Source organism: Blautia massiliensis (ex Liu et al. 2021) (genome assembly GCF_052064225.1).
Lineage (GTDB): Bacteria > Bacillota > Clostridia > Lachnospirales > Lachnospiraceae > Blautia_A > Blautia_A fusiformis.
Map to the genome: position 1 here is coordinate 46,397 of NZ_JBQHWA010000021.1, position 19,949 is coordinate 66,345.

21 protein-coding genes and 3 pseudogenes are annotated in these 19,949 nt (G+C 43.0%); all 24 read left to right on the forward strand.

From position 1 onward, the window contains the following. Positions 1-81: 81 nt before the first annotated feature. Entirely contained in the window at positions 82-492 is a 411-nt protein-coding gene (locus tag ACTNDQ_RS09965; RefSeq protein WP_235417255.1) for a peptide deformylase, read from the forward strand. A 178-nt stretch (positions 493-670) separates the two neighbouring features. Beyond that, complete coding sequence (locus ACTNDQ_RS09970) at positions 671-859, forward strand: hypothetical protein (RefSeq protein WP_235417257.1); 189 nt, start codon at positions 671-673, stop codon at positions 857-859. A 36-nt stretch (positions 860-895) separates the two neighbouring features. Next, on the forward strand, positions 896-1,498 hold the full coding sequence (locus tag ACTNDQ_RS09975) for a hypothetical protein (RefSeq protein ID WP_235396695.1): 603 nt from the start codon (positions 896-898) through the stop codon (positions 1,496-1,498). A 27-nt stretch (positions 1,499-1,525) separates the two neighbouring features. After that, positions 1,526-2,647, forward strand: coding sequence for an AbiH family protein (locus tag ACTNDQ_RS09980; RefSeq protein WP_441064496.1), 1,122 nt, complete (start codon positions 1,526-1,528; stop codon positions 2,645-2,647). Between the two features lie 362 nt (positions 2,648-3,009). Further along, complete coding sequence (locus ACTNDQ_RS09985) at positions 3,010-3,195, forward strand: helix-turn-helix domain-containing protein (protein ID WP_075671598.1); 186 nt, start codon at positions 3,010-3,012, stop codon at positions 3,193-3,195. Between the two features lie 81 nt (positions 3,196-3,276). Next, positions 3,277-4,248: a helix-turn-helix domain-containing protein gene (locus ACTNDQ_RS09990; protein ID WP_441064498.1), complete on the forward strand. Its 972-nt coding sequence runs from the start codon at positions 3,277-3,279 to the stop codon at positions 4,246-4,248. A 3-nt stretch (positions 4,249-4,251) separates the two neighbouring features. Continuing rightward, positions 4,252-5,643: a tyrosine-type recombinase/integrase gene (locus ACTNDQ_RS09995; protein ID WP_441064499.1), complete on the forward strand. Its 1,392-nt coding sequence runs from the start codon at positions 4,252-4,254 to the stop codon at positions 5,641-5,643. Positions 5,644-5,774: 131 nt separating this feature from the next. Beyond that, positions 5,775-6,836: a Fic family protein gene (locus ACTNDQ_RS10000; RefSeq protein ID WP_441064501.1), complete on the forward strand. Its 1,062-nt coding sequence runs from the start codon at positions 5,775-5,777 to the stop codon at positions 6,834-6,836. A gap of 157 nt (positions 6,837-6,993) precedes the next feature. After that, positions 6,994-7,140 (forward strand): hypothetical protein, encoded by a 147-nt coding sequence (locus ACTNDQ_RS10005; RefSeq protein ID WP_297935352.1) that lies wholly within the window; start codon positions 6,994-6,996, stop codon positions 7,138-7,140. 629 nt (positions 7,141-7,769) lie between these two features. After that, positions 7,770-7,973: a hypothetical protein gene (locus ACTNDQ_RS10010; protein ID WP_223385014.1), complete on the forward strand. Its 204-nt coding sequence runs from the start codon at positions 7,770-7,772 to the stop codon at positions 7,971-7,973. Further along, entirely contained in the window at positions 7,970-8,899 is a 930-nt protein-coding gene (locus tag ACTNDQ_RS10015) for a DUF6017 domain-containing protein (RefSeq protein WP_002304312.1), read from the forward strand. Before ACTNDQ_RS10010 ends, ACTNDQ_RS10015 begins: the two co-directional genes overlap by 4 nt. Positions 8,900-8,905: 6 nt before the next feature. Further along, on the forward strand, positions 8,906-9,733 hold the full coding sequence (locus ACTNDQ_RS10020; protein WP_002304313.1) for a ParA family protein: 828 nt from the start codon (positions 8,906-8,908) through the stop codon (positions 9,731-9,733). After that, entirely contained in the window at positions 9,690-10,616 is a 927-nt protein-coding gene (locus tag ACTNDQ_RS10025) for a ParB/RepB/Spo0J family partition protein (protein WP_002304314.1), read from the forward strand. The genes ACTNDQ_RS10020 and ACTNDQ_RS10025 overlap by 44 nt, the downstream gene beginning before the upstream one ends. A gap of 74 nt (positions 10,617-10,690) precedes the next feature. Further along, on the forward strand, positions 10,691-11,152 hold the full coding sequence (locus ACTNDQ_RS10030; RefSeq protein WP_243008861.1) for a hypothetical protein: 462 nt from the start codon (positions 10,691-10,693) through the stop codon (positions 11,150-11,152). A 54-nt stretch (positions 11,153-11,206) separates the two neighbouring features. Next, positions 11,207-11,848: a DUF3846 domain-containing protein gene (locus ACTNDQ_RS10035; protein WP_002588969.1), complete on the forward strand. Its 642-nt coding sequence runs from the start codon at positions 11,207-11,209 to the stop codon at positions 11,846-11,848. A 10-nt stretch (positions 11,849-11,858) separates the two neighbouring features. Then, positions 11,859-12,170, forward strand: a complete 312-nt coding sequence (locus ACTNDQ_RS10040) for a DUF5720 family protein (protein WP_002304317.1) — start codon at positions 11,859-11,861, stop codon at positions 12,168-12,170. 36 nt (positions 12,171-12,206) lie between these two features. Then, on the forward strand, positions 12,207-12,689 hold the full coding sequence (locus ACTNDQ_RS10045; protein WP_002304320.1) for a PcfB family protein: 483 nt from the start codon (positions 12,207-12,209) through the stop codon (positions 12,687-12,689). Further along, positions 12,689-13,255: pseudogene (locus ACTNDQ_RS10050) on the forward strand (type IV secretory system conjugative DNA transfer family protein); the annotation flags it as partial. The gene ACTNDQ_RS10045 and the pseudogene ACTNDQ_RS10050, both read left to right, overlap by 1 nt. Further along, positions 13,254-15,050, forward strand: a pseudogene (locus tag ACTNDQ_RS10055) (VirB4-like conjugal transfer ATPase, CD1110 family); the annotation flags it as partial. The pseudogenes ACTNDQ_RS10050 and ACTNDQ_RS10055, both read left to right, overlap by 2 nt. 3 nt (positions 15,051-15,053) lie before the next feature. Next, positions 15,054-16,790 carry a C40 family peptidase gene (locus ACTNDQ_RS10060; protein WP_002304377.1) on the forward strand — a complete coding sequence of 579 codons (1,737 nt, stop codon included), beginning with the start codon at positions 15,054-15,056 and terminating at the stop codon, positions 16,788-16,790. A 14-nt stretch (positions 16,791-16,804) separates the two neighbouring features. Further along, positions 16,805-17,062: a DUF4315 family protein gene (locus ACTNDQ_RS10065; RefSeq protein WP_002304378.1), complete on the forward strand. Its 258-nt coding sequence runs from the start codon at positions 16,805-16,807 to the stop codon at positions 17,060-17,062. Continuing rightward, positions 17,052-17,735, forward strand: coding sequence for a DUF4366 domain-containing protein (locus ACTNDQ_RS10070; protein ID WP_002578950.1), 684 nt, complete (start codon positions 17,052-17,054; stop codon positions 17,733-17,735). Before ACTNDQ_RS10065 ends, ACTNDQ_RS10070 begins: the two co-directional genes overlap by 11 nt. Positions 17,736-17,886: 151 nt before the next feature. Continuing rightward, complete coding sequence (locus ACTNDQ_RS10075) at positions 17,887-19,119, forward strand: ATP-binding protein (RefSeq protein ID WP_002304383.1); 1,233 nt, start codon at positions 17,887-17,889, stop codon at positions 19,117-19,119. A gap of 177 nt (positions 19,120-19,296) precedes the next feature. Continuing rightward, positions 19,297-19,860: pseudogene (locus ACTNDQ_RS10080) on the forward strand (toprim domain-containing protein); the annotation flags it as partial. Between the last annotated feature and the right edge of the window lie 89 nt (positions 19,861-19,949).

Genomic DNA, 19,949 nt, shown 5'->3' on the forward strand with positions numbered 1-19,949 from the left:
TGAAAAAACCTCGCTATGGTAGAAATGTGATTTTGTTGATATAATCAGAATGTGAAATGATTTGATACGGAGGAATGATAGATGGTAAAGCCAATAATGAAAGATGTGTTCTTTCTGGGACAAAAGTCAGAACCTTCTACAAAGGCAGATCTGCAGGTGGGAAAAGATCTACAGGACACCTTACAGGCAAATCGTGCCGGTTGTGTAGGCATGGCTGCAAATATGATCGGTGTGAAAAAGAGAGTGATCATTGTAAATATGGGATTCGTAGATGTTGTGATGTTTAATCCAGTCCTGTTGAGCAAGGATACTCCGTATGAAGCAGAGGAAGGATGCCTGTCTCTTTCCGGTGTAAGAAAAACCACACGATATAAAAATATCGAAGTAGAATATTATGATATGAATTGGAAAAAACAGCGACAGAAACTTAGTGGCTGGCCGGCACAAATTTGTCAGCATGAGCTGGATCATTTGGAAGGGATTATAATATAGAAGAAAATTATTAAAATATAAGGAGTAATGATCAAAAGACGCGGTGAGAATTTATATGACATGAGATTGATGAAATAAAATTAGAAATTATTGATACTAATATAACATTTGAAAAAACATATAATAAAGACTTGTACCTATCGAATACATTGATGATATTAAAAAGGTTAATATTCTATTGATACCTGATGAGAATTTTAGTGATGAGGGGGATATACTTTTTCCTGAAACAACTAAGGAGTTTTTTGATCTTTTGAAAGAAGAATCAAGCGATGATATTATGACAGATATCGCAATATCACATCAAAAATTTCTACGTATAGAATTACATTCAGTTGTAATAGAAGATGCAACTATTATTGTTTGATAATATGGACTTGTACGAAAGAAAAGGAGTGATTACATGAAAAAAGAGTTCTTTGATTTTGTATGGAAAGTAATAGATAAGTTTGGATATCCTGTGCTTGGAGCATTTATATTAAGCATTGTGACGTTAGTAATAGCTCCAGATAAATATGTGGAAATGGTTCCATTCCCAGATAATAAGATTTACTGGGCGTGTGCAATACTTGTAGTATTATATACCCTTATTTTTGCCCTTTTAAGATATGTGTGGAGTGAATTCAGAAAGAAAAGATTCTGGAATTCTCATAAAGAAGCCACAATTAAGAAAGAAGAAAAAGAGGCTATGCAAGCTCTTTGGAATGCTGTAGATGCTTTTTCTGAAAGTGATAGAGCTGATATCAAGAAATTCCTTGAAACAGATAACAAGCCTGTTGCAAAGTATGGACGTTATTTTTCTTATGATAGTCTGTATAATTCCAACTGGGTTATTTCCATAGAAAAACATACAACAGAAGATTATATTGATACAAACATCGAAACAGGTAAAAAAGAAGTTTTCACAAGAGTTAGCACGCATATGTATAAACTTAACCCTGAGATATATCAGGCTTTAAAGTATTCCATGACAGCATATGGAAAAATAAGCAATTTTGATGAATAGTACTATTTCTAAGGAGGAATTCAAATTATGAACATACTTGTACTTGGTAATGGTTTTGATTTGGCACATGGATTACCAACAGGCTATAAAGACTTTCTGAGATTTACAGATGCATTTGTTGAGTATAATCAGACAGGGAAAATAATACCTAAAAAATACGAAAAGAAATGGGATGAAGAAAAAGAAACCCAGCTTATTTCTTATATTAACGACCTTTTCACTAGAGCTTCTGCAGATACAGATATTCAGAAGCTTGTTGATGAGATAAGTATGCTCATTACGGATAATAACCTAATTGAACATTTTAAAAAAATTAACATAGCACAAGGCTGGATTGATTTTGAGGGAGAAATAGCAAAGATTATTCAAGTTCTTGATGTTGTTAGAATTAAAACAATAAAAGGCATACAGCAGAGTGGAAAAGGAGAAAAATTAACTACACATGAACAGAATGTGTTATCTCCTTTCTTTGGACAAGCTTCATTCTTTACGAGCATGGAACCATTAAAAAAACGAAAAGCACAAATGCTAGATGACTTAAATAGGCTGACAAGATGCTTAGAAATTTATCTTTGTGACTATGTAGAAAAAATTTCTATTAAGGGGAAACTCCCTGATCTTGATGGACTTGATATTCATGCCGTTGTAAGTTTTAACTATACAGATACATACAGAGCAAATTATGTAACAGATCCTAAAACAGTTGAATGTGACTTCATTCATGGGAAAGCAGAGATTAGCCATGACAAAGATACTTGTAGTATGGTAATTGGCATTGATGAATACTTGGATGGAGCTGTGAAAGAAAACGATAATGAGTATATTCAGTTCAAGAAATTCTTCCAGAGAATTTATAAAGCTACTGGATGTGATTATGTTGATTGGCTAGAAAAAATAAAACCAAGGCCAGCAGAAAGATATTGCCCAGATGAAACTAATATCTATATTTATGGTCATTCTCTTGATGCTACAGACAAAGATATCTTAGCGACATTAATTACAGCTGAGAATGTAAAGACTACTATTTTTTACCATGATCAAGAGGCACTTGGGAAACAAATTATTAATTTGGTAAAAGTTATTACAGAAGATGAATTGATTCGTAGAACAGGAAAGAAAAATATTGTATTCAAAAAGACACAGAAATAATTCATCGTATTAAAAGAACCACCAGTAGAAAGTGCAGGGCTACTGGTGGTTTGCTGATTTTATAGGAACAAATTAATGTTTATATTATCACTGAAGAGATGTTAAAATCTTCGATTATTTTGCGACAATAACTATTCCAATTTGTGTATTTCTCCAAATATACTTTTAATGTTCAGAAATGACATAATAAATCTTTTTGCATCGTATGATTTTGTTTCATACGGAGGTTTCTTTTTGCCAATTTTTCTCATCTTGACATTTTTTTACTGAAACATGTTGTATAAGTCCCTCTGAAACTTTGGATATTATAGAGGGACATTTATATGCCGCCTCCAAAATAATGAAATGTGAGGTAATGACATATGTCAGAGAAAAGATGTTATACAGTAAAAGAGTTACAGGAAATTCTTGGAGTCAGCAGACCGACAATATATAACCTTCTGAAGAAAAATGAGTTCCGGTGGATCCAGCTGGATGGCGGAAAGTACCGTATTTCCAAAAAGAGCTTTGATGACTGGCTGGATAAGCTGCCGGAATCTTCCAACTAATCTCCTATCTGGATGAAAAATCGACATCCTAAATTTTTTTGAAAAAGTGCGGTATGGTATGGGAAGAAGGAGGAAAGCTTCATGGATGAGAAGGAAAAAATGAATACCGGGGAATACGAAGAACTGATAAAGGAAGTGGAAGCAAACAGCCCATACAAGAGACTGTCTTCTGCGAAAAAGAAATGGATGAGTGTTTCTGAGATGGGCGAGCTCCTGGGGCTTAAAAAGACAGATCGGTATTGGCTGGTACATAAAAACTTTTTTGAGACCAAAGAGATTGCCGGGAAGATGCGGGTCAATATTGAGAGTTTTGAAAAGTGGTATGCGAATCAGATTAAATATCATAAAGTCACTGGAGAAGAACCGGGAAAGGAATTGAAAGAATGGTCTTATTCTGTTCCGGAAGTTGCAAAAATGCTGGAGCTTACGGATGGTGTCGTTTATGACCTGATCAAGCGGAATAATATCGAAGTCGTGATTGTGGACTACTGGAAACGAGTACCAAAAGCTGCATTTCAGAAATGGTATGACGGACAGTCCAGATACCGCACGAAGGAAGATAAAAAGAGGGATGCGGAAATGGAGGCCGCAACTCTCACTATGCCGGAAATGGGCAGACAGCTGGGAATCACCAGAAATCAGGTATATGGCATCCTGAATAGTCAAAAGTATCAGCATTTCTTTGAGTTCGTCACGATCGCTGATCGAAAAAGAATCACGAAGGAAAGCTTTCAGAAGTTTCTGGACGGGCAGGATGAATATCATCTGGATCCGGCGAACGATTATGAAGAACTGGCAATGGAAGAAAATGTGGCACTGGCGAATTATCGGAGAAAGAAACTGGCACAGACCGGGGAACGAGGAAGGAATGGCAATCTGCAGTATCTTACTATAGATGAAGCAGCCTTTATGGCAAAGGTCAGCCGGTCCATGATAAATGTCTGGTACACAAAAGGATATTTTCCGGTTGTAAAAATAAGGAATCATGTTCGGATCAAACGAAAAGAATTTGAAGCGTGGCTGGAAAAGAGAAATACAGAAAGGAGTTGTTAAATTATGGCATCGATCAGAGAACGAAATGGAAAATTTAATGTGATCTATTCCTATACTGATGCAGACGGGAAACGGAAGCAGAAATGGGAAACTTATGCTACAAGGGCAGAGGCAAAGAAACGCAAGAAAGAAATTGAATATAAAGAAGAAATGGGATCCATGATAATCCCGCAGTGTAAAACCATGAAGGATCTTCTGGCAGAATACGTTGCCCTGTATGGAAAAGACAACTGGGCATTATCTACGTATGATGGAAATGTTTCTCTCATAAATAATTATATTCTTCCGATCATCGGGGATGAAAAACTGTCGGAGATCAATACCCGTTTTATTGAAAAATATTATCAGAGATTGTTGAAAGCTCCGGCTGTGGTTAATCCTATAATTGGGAAAAGAAAGAATGAATATGTATCTACCAGTACCATCAGAGATATCCATAAACTCCTCCGAAGCTGTTTTAAACAGGCTGTCAAATGGGAACTGATGGAGAAGAATCCTTGTATCTATGCGACCGTACCAAAACATAAAACAAAGAAACGGGAGATCTGGACTGCCGAAACTCTGATGTACGCACTGGAAGTATGTGAGGATGATCGGCTAAAGCTGGCAATGAACCTTTCCTTCTCCTGCTCTCTCCGGATCAGTGAGCTTCTGGGGCTTACCTGGGATTGTGTGGACATCTCGGAGGAAGCAATTGAGGAAAACCGGGCATATCTGTTTATCAATAAGGAATCCCAGCGAGTGAGCAAATCCGCTTTAAAAGAGCTGGATGCAAAAGATGTGCTGCTAATATTTCCGGAAAAAAGCAAGACCAATAAAACAGTCCGTGTTTTGAAAACACCGAAGACAGACAGCAGTGTCCGAAAGGTTTTCCTTCCAAAGTCTGTCGCAAAGATGCTGATCGAATGGAAAGAAAAACAGAATGAGACAAAGGAAGTTCTTGGAGATGAATACATGGACTATAACCTGGTCATGGCAAGTACGTTTGGTCTTCCTTTGGGGGATGGCGCGATCCGGAAGCCATTGAATCAGTTGATTAAGGACTATGATCTCCCACCGGTTGTTTTCCACAGTCTCAGACATAGCAGTGTTACCTATAAGTTGAAACTGAATGGTGGAGATATTAAGGCAGTTCAGGGAGATTCCGGACATGCCCAGGTCAGCATGGTTACGGATGTATATTCCCATATCCTGGATGATGACCGGAAGAAAAATGCAGAATTATTTGAAGAGGCTTTTTATGAGAAGAAAAATCTGGATCCGCAGATGCATCCGAATACAGCACAAAACACGGTAGCGGTTCCGGAAGGTGTGGATGCAGAACTGCTTGCAAAGGTCCTTAATAATCCTGAGATGGCAGCACTTCTTACGTCACTGGCGAAGACAATGAAGTGAAAAATAGTGAAAAAATAGTGTAATTTTAGTGAAAAAATGGGTTTCGTTAAAAGGAATGTTAAAAATATATCTCCATCATGCTAATTGATATCACCGTCATTTGATGGTAAAATGATGGAGATAATATTAAAATGAAGGAGATTTCGATGAGAAGTTTTGATTATATAAAAACTCCGGAGCAATTGCTAAAACCTGAAATTGTTCAGATGGTCGGAAGCATTCATGAGCATAAAGGTAAGCAGGAATTGTTCCTTGAAGCCAATATAGACGAATTGAAAACTCTGCTGGAAGTTGCTTTGATTCAAAGTACAGGGGCTTCTAACAGGATTGAAGGTATTTATACTACCGACAAACGTTTGGAAGAATTAGTAAGACAGAAAGCCGAACCGCGTAACCGGTCTGAACAGGAAATATCCGGATACCGGGAAGTTCTTGCCACTATCCATGAAAGTTATGAGTATATTAATCTGAGACCCAATATTATTTTACAATTGCATCGGGATTTATACTCATATTCCGGAGGAAATGCTGGTGGAAATTATAAAAATTCGGATAATGTAATTGCAGAAACAGATGCAGAAGGTCATCAGAAAGCGCGTTTTATCCCGGTGCCGGCATTTCAGACTCCAGAAGCTATGAATGAACTTTGTACAAATTTTCTGGAAGCATGGGAAGCAGATCGAATAGATAAGTTGATTCTTATCCCTATGTTTATTCTTGACTTTCTGTGTATCCATCCATTTAATGATGGAAATGGGCGAATGAGCCGCCTGTTAACACTTCTTTTGTTTTATAAAGCCGGCTATATTGTCGGAAAGTATGTCAGTGTTGAAATGCTGATTGAAAAGACAAAAGAAACTTATTATGAGGCATTACAGGAAAGTTCCAATGGATGGCACGAAAATGAAAACAGTTATGAGTCATTTGTAAAATATTATCTGGGAATTATACTGAAAGCATACAGTGAGTTTGAGGGGCGTGTAGAGCACCTGAAAAACAGAAGCCTTTCAAAGCCGGATCGTATAAAGGCAGTGATTGATAATAAGGTAGGAAAAATTACCAAAAAAGAAATCATGGAGTTATGTCCGGATATAAGCAAGGTAACTGTAGAAAGGACCCTGACGGAACTGGTTAAAAGTGGATATATCGCAAAAGTAGGTGCCGGGCCGGCAACTGGATATGTTCGTATTTAAATCGGCTGTCGTGGTCGAAACACCATAGACAAATTTTCAATAACGGTGTATAGTAATAATAGAAATCTGGTCAATTGAATATTGTTTATCATTCCCGCTTGTAAGGGGATGGTAGCCGGAAGATGATATCTGTCAGTAACAACAGAGCTTTCCCCGGATGTTAGCAGTTGCAAAGAATCTGCTAATTTTCAGGGCTTATCTGGACTTAACAGAAAGGATATTCAGATTACCAGAATTTGATTTGAAAGTGAAAAAAGTCCTTGATAATAAAGGGCTAAACATATCAGTTCTTGACAGGGATTAACAGAACCACAGAGCTCTCCTAAGCGTGGGGTCGGAGGTTCAAATCCTCTTATGGACGCCAGTGAACAACGCCGAAAGCCTTTGTTTTCAAGGGTTTTCGGCTTTTCTTATATAAAAAGCTACGAAAAAGCTCTTTCACTGTATGAGATAAAATTCTACTCCAAAATTTGATTTTTGACAACCCCTCCAGAATCGAACGGTTGTTATAAGACAAAATCGCCAGCTAATTTTTAGCAGAAAACGGGCTGTTCTTGCTAATGAAAATGCCCTTCCTGCTAATCAGCCCCAAAATCGTGCCAAAAATCCAGCTAATCAAAAAAGGCGGATGTTTTGAATACCATGCAGTTATAGCAGATAAAATTAAATATCGTTATGTACATAGAGCGTCTATTTGCCCCGCATTGGGGATGGATAGGCGCTCTTTTTTTATGCCCAAACCCATGGGCAAATACAAGAGATTGGAGGTGTTTTATTTGAGCAAGCCTGTTTATACCGCAGACAAGCCGAGCGACTGTCATTACTGCTACTTCTGGACGAATGGCAGAAAGGGCTGCCGTCTGGGTAGAAATAATTGCTACTACTTAATCTCTTTGCCGCCGAAACCCAAGTCGGAATGTGATGGCTGTCCCTATGGGCGAGATCACCCGTGCATTGGTTGGTGTACGAAGAAGGTTATGCGTGAAGTGGGGCTTCGTTGATATGGATGTGTATGAACAGGAATACCGCTTCTACTATTTTGCCCGATGTCCTTACGAAAAGACGGATACGACTTTCCGCAGCATTCCGCTGACAACAGAAAGTTTTCCGCAGAAAGAAGGTGGTGAAGCCGTGTGAGTTTTGATTATTTTTACGGTCAGCAATCCGATCTATTCACATTCTATCGAGTTCCGAAGGTGTTGTTCACGAACGAGAGGTTCTGGAATATTTCTGCCGATGCCAAGATGCTGTATGGCATTTTGCTTGACCGCATGAGCCTGTCTGCCAAGAATGGTTGGATAGATAAAAACGGTAGAGTGTATATCATTTTTACAATCGACGAAGCGAAGATGGCTCTGAACTGTGCTGAACAAAAGGCTATCAAGCTGCTCAGTGAACTTGAGAAGAAAGCAGGATTGATTGAACGTAAGCGCCAGGGTTTGGGAAAGCCCAACCTGATCTATGTGAAGAACTTTATCTCTGCTGTGGATTCACAACTCTTGAATTGTGAAAATCACAATTCTGGAACAATGGAAATCACAACTCAAGAACTTCCGAAATCACAATGTAATAATACTGATATTAAAAATACTGAATTTAGTGATACTGATTCTATCTTTCCTTCCGGAAATGGTGGAATGATGGACGAGAATGACCGGTATCAAGAATACTTTGATTATTTCTCGGATCAGCTTAGTATGGATTTGTTGAAGAAGGATTACCCTTACGATTCCGAAATGCTGGATAACATTCTGGAGTTGATCGTTGAAACAGTTTGCACGAAGCGACCGTTGATTCGCATTGGTGCAGAGGAGCGTCCGGCAGAAATTGTCCGCAGTCGGTTTATGAAACTGAATGCCGAACACATTCGATATGTTATGGACTGCTTCAAGGAGAACACCACAAAGATTAGAAATATCCGTCAGTATATGCTGACTACGATATACAATGCGCCGACGACAATAGACACCTACTACGATGCTCTTGTTCGGCACGATATGTCACACGGATATTTGGAAGGAGGATTTAAGAAATTGAAAATGAAGCGAGAGGAAGGAGAGTGACGATAAATGTCGAAAAAAGCAACCATCATTGCGGTGGTCAATCAGAAAGGAGGCACTGGAAAGACCACCACCACCGAGAATCTGGGCGTTGGCTTGGCTCTTGAAGGAAAAAAGGTGCTTCTGGTAGACACCGATCCCCAGGCTTCCCTGACGGTCAGTTTGGGCAATCCCTGCCCGGATGATCTGTCTCCGACACTTTCCGATCTGATGGGAAAGATTATGATGGAAAACCCTATTACTCCCGATGAAGGGATTCTTCATCATCCGGAGGGCGTTGATTTGGTGCCGTCCAACATCGAACTCTCAGGTATGGAGGTAGCACTGGTCAATGCCATGAGCCGGGAAACCATTCTCCGGCAATACCTGGATACAGTCAAACAGAATTATGATTACATTCTTCTTGACTGTATGCCGTCTTTGGGTATGCTGACCGTCAATGCGTTGGCAGCTGCCGACAATGTGCTGATACCGGTTCAGGCAGCATACCTTCCTGCAAAGGGTCTGGAACAGCTGCTTGGAACCATCAACAAGGTCAAGAGGCAAATCAACCCGAAACTGAGGATTGAAGGGATTCTTCTGACGATGGTGGACAGCCGCACCAACTACTCCAAAGACATCAGCAATCTGATTCGGGAGAGCTACGGCGGAAAGCTGAAGGTTTACAAGACCGACATTCCCCGCTCTGTCCGTGCAGAGGAAATCAGCGCAGAGGGAACCAGTATCTTCAAGCATGATCCCAAAGGCAAAGTTGCCGAAGCCTATAAAATTCTGACGAAGGAGGTGTTAAACAATGCAGAAAAAAGGCGCAAACATCAGCTTGAAGGGGTACGATGATATTTTCTCCACCGATCAATCCAGAGCTGAAGCCCAGCAGGAGCGTGTGCAGGAAATTCCGCTTTCTGAGCTACACCCCTTTGAGGGACACCCCTTCCGTGTGGTTGATGATGAAGAAATGATGAAAACGGCAGAGAGCGTCCGAGATTTCGGAGTTCTCACTCCTGCGATTGTCCGTCCTGACCCCGACGGTGGTTATGAAATCGTTTCTGGTCACAGGCGGCACCGGGCATCGGAGCTTGCGGGTAAGGAAACCATGCCTGCGATTGTTCGTGACCTGGACGATGATGCAGCCATTATTTTGATGGTTGATGCGAATTTGCAGAGGGAGAGTATCCTGCCGAGTGAAAGAGCATTTGCTTATAAGATGAAGCTGGATGCGATTAAACATCAAGGTCAACGCACCGATTTAACTTCATCCCAAGTTGGGATGAAGTTGCAGGCAATGGATATAGTCGGTCAGGAGGCAGGAGAAAGCAGAAATCAGGTACACCGTTATATCCGTCTGACCGAACTGATTCCGGAACTGCTGGATATGGTAGATACGGGTCAGATCAAATTCAATCCTGCGGTGGAGCTTTCCTATCTGGCAAGTGAAGAACAGAAGGATTTTCTTTCTGCAATGGATTATGCTCAAGCAGCTCCTTCCCTTTCGCAAGCACAGCGAATTAAAAAGCTCGCACAGGAGGGCGAGTGTACGCTGGATGCGATGTGCGAGATTATGAATGAAATCAAGAAGGGAGAGCTGGACAGAGTAACCTTCAAAACGGATTCGTTGCGAAAATACTTCCCGAAGTCCTATACCAACAAGCAGATGGAGGATAAAATCATTCAGCTTTTGGAGCAATGGCAGAAAAAAAGAGAAAAATCAATGGAAAGGTAAGGTAAAAAATGTTTACACCCAAAAACATTCAGGGCGCTTTGGAAGAACTCTACGACCTTTGCGATCCTGATTATATGGTAGATATGCTCGTAAACTACAGTGAGGAGTTCGATGATATTTCTCCTGCGCTTCTGGCAAAGTCGTTTCAGAAAAATGCCGAGATGATTAGCGAGTATCGAGTATTGTCCTCTGCTGGTGAGGGTATCGACTATCAGGGAAAGGTACTTCTGAACAGCAGAGCCGTGCGGCTTCTGTCCTATGTAGAAGATATGAGCGGCGATGAAAAAGTTCGCACGATTCAGAGCAAGGAGCTGTGGTTAGCAGAAGATATGACATTCTATGTGGTGTCCTGTATGTCTACGATCACGATGGACAAGGAAGAAGCCATTTGTCTTAACGAACACCGCAGCGTGGTTACTACGGTGGAATGCGAGGACGATATTTTCTTCGACATGGGTTCCCTGATTTGCGAACTGGACGATATTTGCTTGTTCGAGCTTTTAGCCGATGTGGATGCGACTATTTATGAACTGTAACAGGTTCATGGATGGTCGCTTTTCTTATTTCCAAAGAAACGGAGGTATCGAAACTTGAAAGAATACGATGTGAAGATCACCGAAACCTTGGAGAAAACGGTTACGGTGCAAGCAGAATCTCACGATGCGGCAGAGGAACAGGTTAGAGCCGCTTATTACAATTCGGAGTACATTCTGGACTCCGAAAACTTTACCGGTGTTGCGTTCGGCACGACCGAGGAACGGGAGGTTCAGAAAGAACAGGCAGATACCATGAATGTGTTGCTGGTAAAGCCGTTCATGTATCCGCAGGCTGTGCAGATCGGCTGTGAGCTGGAGGATTTGCAGAAAGCCGTAGGTGGCGATATTGAGGCAACTTATCCGTTCAATGAGCCGGTTGCACTGGTGATGCACGACGAAGGTAAACTCGTAGGCAAAGAACTGAACCGTGCGCTGCGTGATGATGACGGCGATATTTATGACATTATCGCCGGTGATTTTCTGGTTGTGGGATTGGGCGAGGATGATTTTTGTTCTCTGTCCCCGGAACTGATGAAGCAGTTTGAGGAACACTTTCATCAGCCTGAGACTTTTGTACGCATGGGGCGCAGCATTATGGCGCTTCCCCTGCCGGATGACATGGTGAAGAAAGAAGATGCACCTGTCAAAGCTGATTCGGTTCCCCACAAAAGTAACCCTGACCGAGATGTTCTGTAAGGAGGTTCTTATGCAAAGAAATTCGACGATTGGAGAGCTGATGGAGCGAAAGCGGATTCAGGATGGTGCCAAGGAGTACCAGGGACATACCTATATGGACTTGGCACGATTTGATGACGCCACCAAGCACATGATTATTTTCGATGTGCTGACCGATGAATCGCCTGTCGGTTGGAAAGGCGAAAGAAATCGCCTGTATTTGAGCGATGTGGGTTATCAGAAGGCTCTGGATAACCAGAAAGCTGGCAATATCAAGATTATCAGCCATGCCGCAGTTGCCAAGGGCAATCTGTATTACGACCACAGAGATATGGCACGATAATCTGTTCACTCTACTGCTTGCAGGAGGTGATGAATCATGCAGGAAGAAGTTGAAAACAGAACAGTAAACCTGGCGATCAGCACAACCAAGCTGACGGGGCGCACTATCATTGCCGGTATCCGCAAGTATTTGCAGCACCGGGAAAAAGTGAAGATGAAAAAGGCACGAGACCCTGCCGTTCATGGAAAGCAATCCGTGAAACAGCTTTTGGGACAGAATCAGGGTGCTACGAATGTTGAGATCGACAAAGAGAGTATCCGTGATTTTGAAAAGCTCGCCAAGAAGTATGGCGTGGACTTTGCCGTAAGAAAAGATAAGTCCGTTGATCCTCCCCGGTTTCTTGTTTTTGTCCGTTCTAAAGATGCAGATGCTTTGGATGCAATCTGCAAGGAACATCAGGCAAGGGCATTAACCAAGAATGAAAAGCCGAGCGTTCTGGCGCAGCTGAAGAAGTTCAAGGAAATTGTCGCAGCGATTCCGAAGAAGGTTCGAGAGAAGAAACAGGAGCGTGATCTGTGATGGATAAGAGAAAAATGAAAAAGCTCCTGATTCTGAATTTACCGTATTTTCTGGTAGGGTTGTTCGCTACGAATTTAGGAGAAGCATGGAGATTGGCTGAGGGGGCAGATTCATCTGCGAAAATCCTCAGCTTTTTTCATGCCCTTCCGATAGCCCTGAACAATCCGTTTCCCAGCTTTCACCCGTTGGATTTGCTGATTGGTATTCTCTGCGGCGCAGGACTTCGGCTGGCTGTCTATCTAAAAGGCAAAAACGCAAAGAAGTACCGACACAATGTTGAGTACGGTTCTGCTCGTTGGGGAACGGCAAAAGATATTGAGCCGTTTATTGCACCAAAGTTCGAGGACAATGTGATCCTGACGAAAACGGAGCGGCTGATGATGAGCAATCGCCCGAAGAATCCTGCCAATGCCCGAAATAAGAATGTTCTGATTATCGGCGGTTCGGGTTCCGGTAAAACTCGCTTTTGGTTGAAGCCAAACCTTCTCCAGATGCACAGTTCCTATGTGGTCACTGACCCGAAAGGCAGCATCGTGATTGAGTGCGGCAACGCCCTTTTGAAGCATGGGTGATAATGATAAGTTCTTCTTCGATTGGAAGTATCTTGTGGAATCCGGGCTGTCCGTAAAGGACTTCATTGCTCCGACGGCGTTTGCCTTTAAGACCAACCGCACCTTCCAGATGGGCAGTATCTTCGGTTCGATGTCTTATCTGGCAATTACGGCATCAGACCTGTCTGATCGTATGCTGGCGGATTTTCTGGATATGGAATCCACGCAGATCGTGACCATGCACATCCAGTCGGTTGACCAGACTGCGGCGATTAAGACCATCAAGAGAATCATCACCGAGCTTGACCGTTCCAAAATCGAGGAACAGAAAAAGGCTGTGCGTTCTGGCTATGACATGGACATTATCCCATCTGACCTTGCTACCTATGGTAAAGATGCGAAGTCACTTCTGAAAGAATTGCAGAGCCAGAATGAGCGAATGTTCATGGTGACATTTCTGGTGCTGAACACCGGGCGCACCGAGCAGGAACTGGAGAACAATGTGTTCCAGGCACAGAGCATCGCCCAGAAGCATAACTGCAATCTGCGTCGTTTGGATTTTCAGCAGGAATCCGGACTGATGAGCAGCCTGCCTTTGGCACAAAACCTGATTGAGATTCGTCGTGGCCTGACTACCAGTTCCACGGCTATTTTTGTGCCTTTCACCACGCAGGAGCTGTTCCAGAATGGTGGAGAAACGCTCTATTACGGGCTGAATGCTCTGTCGAACAACCTTATCATGGTGGACAGAAAGAAGCTCAAGAACCCCAACGGACTGATTCTGGGTACTCCCGGTTCCGGTAAATCCTTTTCCGCAAAGCGTGAAATCACCAATGCGTTCCTGGTTACGGATGACGATATTATCATCTGCGACCCCGAAGCGGAATATGCGGCTCTGGTTCACAAGTTCAATGGTCAGGTGGTAAAAATCAGCTCCTCCAGTACCAACTATATCAACCCTATGGACATCAACCTGAACTACTCTGAGGATGACAACCCGGTAGCACTGAAAGCTGATTTTATCCTGTCCCTCTGTGAGTTGATTATGGGCAGTAAGGATGGCTTGCAGCCTATCGAAAAGACGGTTATCGACCGTTGTGTGCATCAGATTTACCAGAGATATTTCGACAATCCTGCCCCTGAGAATATGCCGATCCTTGAGGATTTGTATGATGCCCTTCTGAAACAGGACGAAAAGGAAGCCCACCATGTAGCGACCGCCTTGGAAATCTATGTTAAGGGTTCTCTGAAACTGTTTAACAACAGAACCAATGTGGATATTCAGAATCGTCTGGTGTGCTTCGACATTAAGGAGCTGGGCAATCAGCTGAAAAAAATCGGTATGCTGATCGTTCAGGATCAGGTCTGGGGGCGTGTAACTGCCAACCGTTCTGCCGGTAAATCGACCAGATATTATATTGACGAGTTCCATCTGCTTCTGAAGGAAGAACAGACGGCAACCTATTCCGTAGAAATCTGGAAGCGATTCCGTAAATGGGGCGGCTTGCCGACCGGTATTACTCAGAATGTCAAAGACCTGCTTCGTTCCCCGGAGATTGCCAACATCCTCGAAAACTCTGATTTCATCTATATGCTGAATCAGGCAAGCGATGACCGAAGTATTCTGGCACAGCGGTTGAACATTTCGCCGCATCAGCTGTCCTATGTAACCAACTCCGGTGAGGGCGAAGGACTTCTGTTCTATGGCAATGTGATTCTGCCGTTCATTGACCGATTCCCGACAGATCTGGAACTGTATCGCATTATGACCACGAAGTTAAACGAGGTGGCACAGGAAAAGGAGGCGTAATGTATGGCGAAAAGACCTACACGACTCCGTTTTACCGAAGATGACCTTGCAGATTCTCATGTGAAGAAAGCTGCCGACCGTGCAGATAAGGCGGTTGATAGGGCTGAAAAAGCGGCAGACAAATTGGCTTCTAAAAAGGCAAAGCCGAAGCTAAAGCTGGAAACAGATGCAGCCGGTTCCCGTAAAGCAAAGCTCCGTTTTGAAAAAGCGGAGTTTACGGAAATCGAGCGCCCATCTGTGGCAAAGCACATGGCAAGCCGTGGTGCCGCAGTCACGCTCACATCCAAAGCACATCGGGCGGTGTCAGAATATGAGGATGATAATATCGGCGTTCAGGCTGTGCAGGAAACGACCAAGGCTGTTGAATCCACTGTCTATACCGTCGATCATGCCGTTTACAGTCACAAGCTGAAAGCCTACGACAAGGCGGAAAAGCTGGTTGAGAAGTCAGATAAAGCAAATGTAAATGCCCTGTATGAGAAGTTCAAAAAGGACAACCCCGATGCCGGTTCCAATCCCTTTTCCCGTTGGCAACAGAAAAGGGCAATCAAGAAAGAATATGCTGCCGCCAAAGCCGGTAAGAATACCGCTTCGACAACGGCTTCTGCATCTAAGGGTGCAGGCAAGGCAACGGGCAAAGCAGCTCAGGGAGCCAAGAACATCACAGAAAGAGTAACGGAGTTCTGCACCACACACTCTAAAACGATTCTGTTTGTTTTGATTGCCGGACTGCTTTTTATGATACTCTCAGGGATGTTCTCGTCTTGTTCGGCTATGTTCCAAGGCGGCACACAGATCATTCTGGGAACTTCTTTTACTGCAAAAGAGGAAGATATTATTGGTGCGGACAATGATTACAAGGCTTTGGAAGCTGCGCTCCGCAATAAAATCAATAATATCGAGCGTACTCATAGCGGATATGACGAGTACCGGTATGACCTTGATGAAATCAACCACAATCCTTATGAGCTGGCGGCGTATTTGACGGTGAAGTTTGAGGATTACACCAGAGATGAGGTGCAGGCTACCCTGCAATGGCTATTTGAGCAACAATATGAGCTGACCCTGACGGAAGTAGTAGAGATTCGTACACGAACAACATCTTCTACTGATCCCGAAACGGGAGAGACAACAACAGAGGAAGAAGATTACGAATATTATATTCTGAATGTGAAGCTCAGAAATAAGGGCTTGAACAGTGTGATTTCAAATTCCGGCTTGTCGGAAGATGATATGGAGCGATATAGAATTTTGCTTCAGACAAGGGGCAACAGACCGGATATTTTCGGAAATGACATTTACGCCACCCCTGGCGGCGAGTACACCGATTATGATATTCCGGGCGAAGCGCTGACAGACACAAGATTTGCCAATATGATTCGGGAAGCTGAAAAATATCTGGGATACCCGTATGTGTGGGGCGGCAGCAGCCCGTCTACCTCCTTTGACTGCTCCGGATTTGTTTCCTATGTAATCAATCACTGCGGAAACGGTTGGAGTGTTGGTCGTTTGACCGCAAACGGTTTGATGGGCGTATGCGACATTATCCCGAAAAGCTCTGCCAAACCGGGAGATTTGATTTTCTTCCAAGGCACTTATGATACCTCCGGTGCATCACACGTTGGTATCTATGTTGGCAATGGTATGATGATCCACTGCGGAAACCCCATTTCCTACGCTTCTATCGAATCGAATTACTGGCAACAGCATTTTTACTGCTTCGGCAGAATCAGAAACTAAAGGAGGGATGGCGATTGAGTGCCAAGTTAGACAGAATAGGTGCAGACCTTGAAAAAGCCCGTAAGAAACGGGCAGAATGGGATGCTAAGGTGAAAGACCTGGAACGCAGATACCGTGAGGAGGAAAATTCCGAAATCCATGAGATGGTTCATGCTGCGAACCTGAATCCCGAACAGCTTTCCGAGCTGCTCCGTATGTTTGCTGCGGATATGGCTCCGAAGCCTGATACGATCAATACTATGAATGAGGAGGAAACGCAGAATGAGATTTAAGAAAATTGGAGCCGCATTGCTGGCGTGTGCAATGTGTTTTGGCGTGTTTTCTACAACGGCATTTGCCTATGTAGATGAAAGCGTAGCGACTGAAGAACCTGCGGTCGAAGAAAAAGTTCCCGAAACAGAGCCGGAGGAGCCGATGCTACCGCTTACTCCCGACGGCAATCTGACTTTGGTTGATGACGCTGGCTCGCCTACGAAAAGCGGAAAGCAGTTCATTACCGCTGTAACCAAAAACGGAAACTACTTCTATATCATCATTGACCGTGATGATAAGGGCGAGGAAACCGTGCATTTTCTGAATCAGGTGGATGAAGCCGACCTGCTCAAGCTGATGGACGAGGAAGAAGTTGCAGAGTTCACCAAGCCGGTTGAGGAAACAAAGCCGGAAGTAGTTGAAACAGTTCCTGAAATTACAGAACCGACACCGGAGGAAAAGCCGAAATCCACAAATATGCTCCCGGCGATTCTTACTCTGATTGTGCTTGCCTGTGGTGGTGGATTCTTCGTATTTAAGAAAGTCCAGGAAAAGAAGAAGGCACAGGAAGCGGCAAAGCCTGACCCAGATGCTGATTATGTGGACGATGACGAGGACTATGGGTACGATCCGGAGTTTGAGGACGACGATGAAGATAGCTCCGTCGATGAAGATGATAATGAACCTGTGTAAACAGGATAGGCTTGATGCCTGGGGCAGCCTTCGGGTTGCCTTTACATAGTTTCCGCTTTCAAAAAATAAAAAAATTTGCGTTTTTGAAAGTGACATCTTGCATATACTATTAGCAGACAGTATAATAAGTACAGCGAAGCGGTTTCGAGAAATGAAAAAACTTCAATTTTTGAAAGCGGGTGACTATATGAAAACAATCACGAGAGCAAAATATCTCGATAGAATCATTGAACTGAATGGTACTCCTGACATCAAGATCATCACGGGCATTCGTCGATCTGGTAAGTCCAAATTGATGCAGGCGTATATTGCGTATCTGAAAAGCAATTTTGAAAACATCAATATTATCTTCATCGACTTCATGGATTTGGCGTATGAAGAAATCAAGGAATACCATGCCTTACACGCCTATGTGGAAGAACATTATCAGGAAGGAAAAACGAACTACCTGTTTGTAGACGAGGTTCAGATGTGTCCCAAGTTTGAGTTGGCAATCAATAGCCTGTACTCTAAGGGAAAATACGACATCTATGTAACAGGCTCTAATGCTTTCCTGTTGAGTGCAGATCTGGCAACTCTGTTTACCGGACGCTATATTGAAATTCATGTGTTTCCTTTCAGCTTCCAGGAATATTGCCAGTATTATGATGATATTAGTGACAAAGATAAGCTCTTTGATGAGTACGCTATCAAGGGCGGTTTAGCAGGTTCCTATGCTTATAGAACCGAAAAAGACAGAACAAACTATATCAAAGAGGTCTACGAAACGATTGTTACAAGGGATTTGGTACAGAAATATACTCTCCCGGACACTTTGGTTTTACAACGTCTGAGCGAGTTCCTTATGGATAATATCAGCAACCTGACTTCTCCGAATAAGGTCAGTCAGCTACTGACAGCAAATGAGACTCCAACCAATCATGTAACCGTCGGCAAGTACATTAAGTATTTGTGCAATGCTTTTGTATTTTATGATATTAAGAGATATGACATCCGAGGTAAGAAATACCTTGAAAGCTCTGAAAAGTTCTATTTGTGTGACAGCGGTATTCGATATGCAATACTGGGAAGCAGAAATATAGACTATGGCAGAGTATATGAAAACGTTGTTTGTATCGAGCTTCTTCGCCGTGGATATGATGTCTATGTCGGCAAGCTCTATCAAAAGGAAATCGACTTTGTTGCTCAGAGAGGTAGCGAAAAGATTTATATTCAGGTCAGCGACAACATTTCCGGGCAGGAAACATTTGAGAGAGAATGCTCTCCTCTGCTTCAGATTCGAGACGCTTATCCGAAAATGATTATTGCCAGAACCAAACATCCCCAATATAGCTATGAAGGAATCGAAATTCACGATATAGCCGATTGGTTGCTACAAGAATAAGCAAGGTGAAATATCTCCGTCATTCTCTTTTGAAATGATGGAGATATTTTTATTATGACGGAGATTGTAGAACAGAAAATTGTATCAGGTTGCAAAAATCCTTTCCGAACTTTTTACATAGCAGTCATGCACTACGGTGTGTGGCTGCTTATTTTTTTGTGAAAGGAGCAGATGCAAATGAAATTAGTTTTGGCTGAAAAGCCTTCGGTTGCACAGAGTATTGCCAAAGTGTTAGGTGCTGCCAAGCGTGAGGATGGCTACTTAGAGGGAAACGGATATGTGGTCAGCTGGTGTGTAGGGCATTTGGTGGAGCTGGCACAGCCGGAAGTCTATGATGCGAAGTACAGCAAATGGGCTTATGCAGACCTTCCTATCTTCCCGATGGACTGGCAGTATGAGGTTTCTGCCGGTACGAAAAAACAGTTTGGGATTCTGAAAAAGCTCATGGCCAGAGAAGATGTTGCGAGTCTTGTGTGTGCAACAGATGCCGGTCGTGAGGGCGAGCTGATCTTTCGGTTGGTGTACCACAAAGCCGGGTGCAGAAAGCCGTTTGAGCGGCTTTGGATTTCCTCGATGGAAGATGTAGCAATCAAGGAGGGCTTTGAAAATCTCAGGTCTGGAACGGAATATGATGCTTTGTATGAAGCAGCACTGTGTCGAGAACGAGCCGACTGGATTGTTGGTATTAACGCTACTCGACTTTTTTCGACCCTTTACGGGCAGACCCTGAATGTTGGTCGTGATATTGTCAATATTGGTTGACACATTTATCTCAAAGATATCACTGCCTATGCAGCCAGTCCCAGAGATTCGTAGTATCTCTGGCGCTT

Coding starts and splice junctions, on each gene's coding strand:
- ACTNDQ_RS10010 (WP_223385014.1), top strand. CDS start 7,770: ATGGGCGAGATCACCCGTGCATTGGTTGGTGTACGAAGAAGGTTATGC.
- ACTNDQ_RS09985 (WP_075671598.1), top strand. CDS start 3,010: ATGTCAGAGAAAAGATGTTATACAGTAAAAGAGTTACAGGAAATTCTT.
- ACTNDQ_RS10000 (WP_441064501.1), top strand. CDS start 5,775: ATGAAGGAGATTTCGATGAGAAGTTTTGATTATATAAAAACTCCGGAG.
- ACTNDQ_RS10030 (WP_243008861.1), top strand. CDS start 10,691: ATGGTAGATATGCTCGTAAACTACAGTGAGGAGTTCGATGATATTTCT.
- ACTNDQ_RS09980 (WP_441064496.1), top strand. CDS start 1,526: ATGAACATACTTGTACTTGGTAATGGTTTTGATTTGGCACATGGATTA.
- ACTNDQ_RS09990 (WP_441064498.1), top strand. CDS start 3,277: ATGGATGAGAAGGAAAAAATGAATACCGGGGAATACGAAGAACTGATA.
- ACTNDQ_RS10005 (WP_297935352.1), top strand. CDS start 6,994: ATGTTAGCAGTTGCAAAGAATCTGCTAATTTTCAGGGCTTATCTGGAC.
- ACTNDQ_RS10040 (WP_002304317.1), top strand. CDS start 11,859: ATGCAAAGAAATTCGACGATTGGAGAGCTGATGGAGCGAAAGCGGATT.
- ACTNDQ_RS10020 (WP_002304313.1), top strand. CDS start 8,906: ATGTCGAAAAAAGCAACCATCATTGCGGTGGTCAATCAGAAAGGAGGC.
- ACTNDQ_RS10070 (WP_002578950.1), top strand. CDS start 17,052: ATGAGATTTAAGAAAATTGGAGCCGCATTGCTGGCGTGTGCAATGTGT.
- ACTNDQ_RS10060 (WP_002304377.1), top strand. CDS start 15,054: ATGGCGAAAAGACCTACACGACTCCGTTTTACCGAAGATGACCTTGCA.
- ACTNDQ_RS09995 (WP_441064499.1), top strand. CDS start 4,252: ATGGCATCGATCAGAGAACGAAATGGAAAATTTAATGTGATCTATTCC.
- ACTNDQ_RS10025 (WP_002304314.1), top strand. CDS start 9,690: ATGCAGAAAAAAGGCGCAAACATCAGCTTGAAGGGGTACGATGATATT.
- ACTNDQ_RS10045 (WP_002304320.1), top strand. CDS start 12,207: ATGCAGGAAGAAGTTGAAAACAGAACAGTAAACCTGGCGATCAGCACA.
- ACTNDQ_RS09965 (WP_235417255.1), top strand. CDS start 82: ATGGTAAAGCCAATAATGAAAGATGTGTTCTTTCTGGGACAAAAGTCA.
- ACTNDQ_RS10075 (WP_002304383.1), top strand. CDS start 17,887: ATGAAAAAACTTCAATTTTTGAAAGCGGGTGACTATATGAAAACAATC.
- ACTNDQ_RS09975 (WP_235396695.1), top strand. CDS start 896: ATGAAAAAAGAGTTCTTTGATTTTGTATGGAAAGTAATAGATAAGTTT.